Consider the following 2924-nt stretch of genomic DNA (forward strand, 5'->3'; position numbering starts at 1 on the left):
GCCCCAGGCGCCGCCGCGCACGTCCAGGCCGTCCACCCAGCTCAGCAGCGGCCCGGGGGCCCCGGTCCGCGGCAGCGCCAGGCGGACCGCCGGGTTGGCGCCGTCCTGGTCGTAGGCGGCACCGAACACGCTCGCAATCGCCCCCTCGGTGAGACGGGCGAGATCGTCGGCGTCCAGCCGGCGCCGGTCGCTGCGCGCGAGCGGTTTGAACGCCGCCTCCGCGGACACCCGGATGGGCGCGGGTGCCACGGACGGCCGCGACAACACGCTCGGCCGCCCGCCGGCCACCTCGAACACCTCGGCGGCGACCGGAGCCGGGGCCGGGGCCGAGGCCGCGTCATCCTGGTGGGGACCCCCCTGCGCGCCCCGCGGGAGAACACTCTCCCGGGCAGCGGGCAGGGCTGGCCGGGCCGGGCCCGCCTGGCCGCCGGACACCGCCGGAGCGGGCGCCGGGCTCGCCGGGTCCGCCGGGCTCGCCGAGTCCGCCTGGTATGCCGAGTCCGCCTGGTATGCCGAGTTCACCGGCTGCCCGGACGCCGCGAGCGCCGCGAGCACCCGGTTCTGCACGCTCGCCTGGGCGCGCAGGGCGCTGGCGTGCGCGGCCACCACGACAGCCCGCACCTGCCGGGCGATCGAGGCCGCATGCTCGGCCGGTTCCCGCTCGCCGACGGGCACCACGGGAGAACCGCCGGGGACGGGTGGCCGGCGGGTGAAGCCGGTCCCGTCCGTGCTCCCGCCGGCCGACAGCGGCGAAGGCCCGGGCGGGCCGCCGAGACCGCTCTCACCCACAGTCACCGCAGCCGGCTCCGGGGACGGCTGGGCCGGGCCGGCAGGGCCGCCTCCGCCAGCGTCCCCGCCGGCCGGGCCGGGCGAAAGACCGGGTGCGCCGGTCGGGCCAGCCGCGCCAGCCCCGCCATCCCGGGCGGTGCCAGCCGACCACCGGGTGGGGTCGAAGGGCTCACCGTCGAACTCCAGGGCGTCGATCTCCAGGGCGTCGACGTCCACCACCTGGGACGCCACCTGCTCCGCTGTCATCGCCTGTCCTCCGTCGGTCTGGTCGAACCGGCTCGTGCGGGACGGACGGGGCCGGGGTGCGTCAGCGGCCGTACGGTCACGCCCCCTCCCCCGGCAGCCACCACCGCACGGCCGCGGCGAACTTCGCGGCCATGTCGGGAGTCCCGATCATCGACACGTCGCGCAGGCGCTGGAGCACACGCCCGCCGGGGCCACTGGCGGTCACCGTGACCGTGATGGAGGACGCGGCCCGCCGGACGTCGTCCAGGACGACGACGAACGGCTCCCCGTCCGGCAGCGGGGCGAAGTACTCCCAGCGCTCGACGGCCAGCGGCAGGCAGGCCAGGCCCGTCAGCCACCGGCCCAGCACCGACGGGCCGTGCAGCAGGATGTCGGCGAGCACCGGGCTGTGCAGTGCGCCGGCGAACGCCCCGTCGGCGATGGCCTGGTCGGCCAGCCGGCACTCCAGCACGACCCGGTCGTCCCGGCGCCGCAGGATGCGGCGGATGCCCTGCAGGGCCGGGCCGTGGAACAGGGTGCCCCCGGTGTAGATCTCCACACCGTCCTCGGGGCCGCTGCCCACCGCCTCCGCCGGCGGGGCGACCGGCGCGGCGGGCGGAGCCTCGGCCAGCACGAACGTGCCGACATAGTGCGAGACAGGCCGGCTGTTGCCAGCTCCGCCGCCGCTGCCGCTGCCGCTGCCGCCGGCGCCGGCGCTCGCGGAGCGGACGGCGGCCCGCACCGTCAGCCGGCCGTCCCGGGCCTCGGCCAGCGGCACCTCGACCTGGTACGCGCGGCTGTGCGCGCCGTCGAACACGATCCCCTTGTGCACCTCGAAGCCGCTGGCCTCGATCACCTGGAGCCCTGGGTGGGCGCGTTCGAGCACGTTGACCAGCCAGCCGAGCCCGAACGTGGCGGGCAGGACGGGGAAGGCGTCGATGCGGTGCGCCTGGAGCACCTCGGTGTCCTCGATGCCGGTCAGCTCGCGCCCGGCCGTGAAGGCCCGGCCGGGACGCGGGCCACTACCGTCGGTGAGCGCCTTGCGCTGGCCGACCAGCACGCACACGTCGTCGACGCGCTCGGGGCCGAACTGCTCCACGAACAGCCGCGCGCCCGTCTCGGGTGCCAGCAGCTCGACGCCGCGGGCGTGGAAGAGCTCCCGCAGATCGGCGGCGACCATCCCGCCGTCCCAGGCGCCCCAGTCGATGGCGGTGACGTGACGCTCGGGACGCTCCCGCTTCAGGCTGGCCGCGACCCGGCACAGCGCCTCGTTCGCGGCGGCGTAGTCGGCCTGGCCGGCGTTGCCGAACAGCCCGGCCACCGAGGTGAACAGGACGACGTGGCGGACCGGCGCGCCGTCGAGCGCGTCCAGGACGTTGCGCAGGCCGGCGAGCTTCGGGGTGAAGACCCGGCGGACGTCGTCGGGCGTCTTGGTGCGCACGAGCCCGTCCGCGAGGGTTCCCGCGCCGTGCACCACGCCCGTGACCCGGTCGCGGTGCGCCGCGAGCGCGTCCTGCACGGCGGCGGCGTCGCCGACGTCCACCTGCAGGTAGCTGGCCGCCGGGACGGATCCGCTCCCGGCCAGGGCGTCGAGCGTCGCGCGGATCTCACGCTGGGCCTGGATGTCGCGCAGGACGGCGTCGACCTGCCGCGGCGTCGGCGGCCTGCCGCCACCGGCCCCCAGGGCGGCGATCGCCGCGCGCTTGAGGCCGTCGTCGGCCACGCCCACGGCCCAGTCCGGCTCCGCGGTGAGCGCCGTGCGCCCGAGCAGCAGGAACTCCACCTGGCCGTGCTCACCGAGCGCCCGCACACAGGACGCCGTGACCCCTCGCGCCCCGCCCGTCACCACGAACACGTCGCCAGCGCCGACCGTGGGCACCGACGGCACCGCACCGCCCGTGCCGGCCGCG

1 protein-coding gene and 1 pseudogene are annotated in these 2924 nt (G+C 77.3%); both read right to left on the reverse strand.

The window, feature by feature from the left end; all coding sequences use genetic code 11:
- Positions 1–1035 (reverse strand): annotated as a pseudogene (locus NBX02_RS14325) (beta-ketoacyl synthase); the annotation flags it as partial.
- Between the two features lie 76 nt (positions 1036–1111).
- Positions 1112–2924, reverse strand: a 1813-nt coding sequence (locus tag NBX02_RS14330) for an SDR family NAD(P)-dependent oxidoreductase (RefSeq protein ID WP_250291726.1), incomplete at its 5' end; no start/stop codon positions are given.

The sequence above is a fragment of the Protofrankia sp. CiP1_Cm_nod1 genome (genome assembly GCF_920888515.1).
Classification (GTDB): Bacteria; Actinomycetota; Actinomycetes; order Frankiales; family Frankiaceae; genus Protofrankia.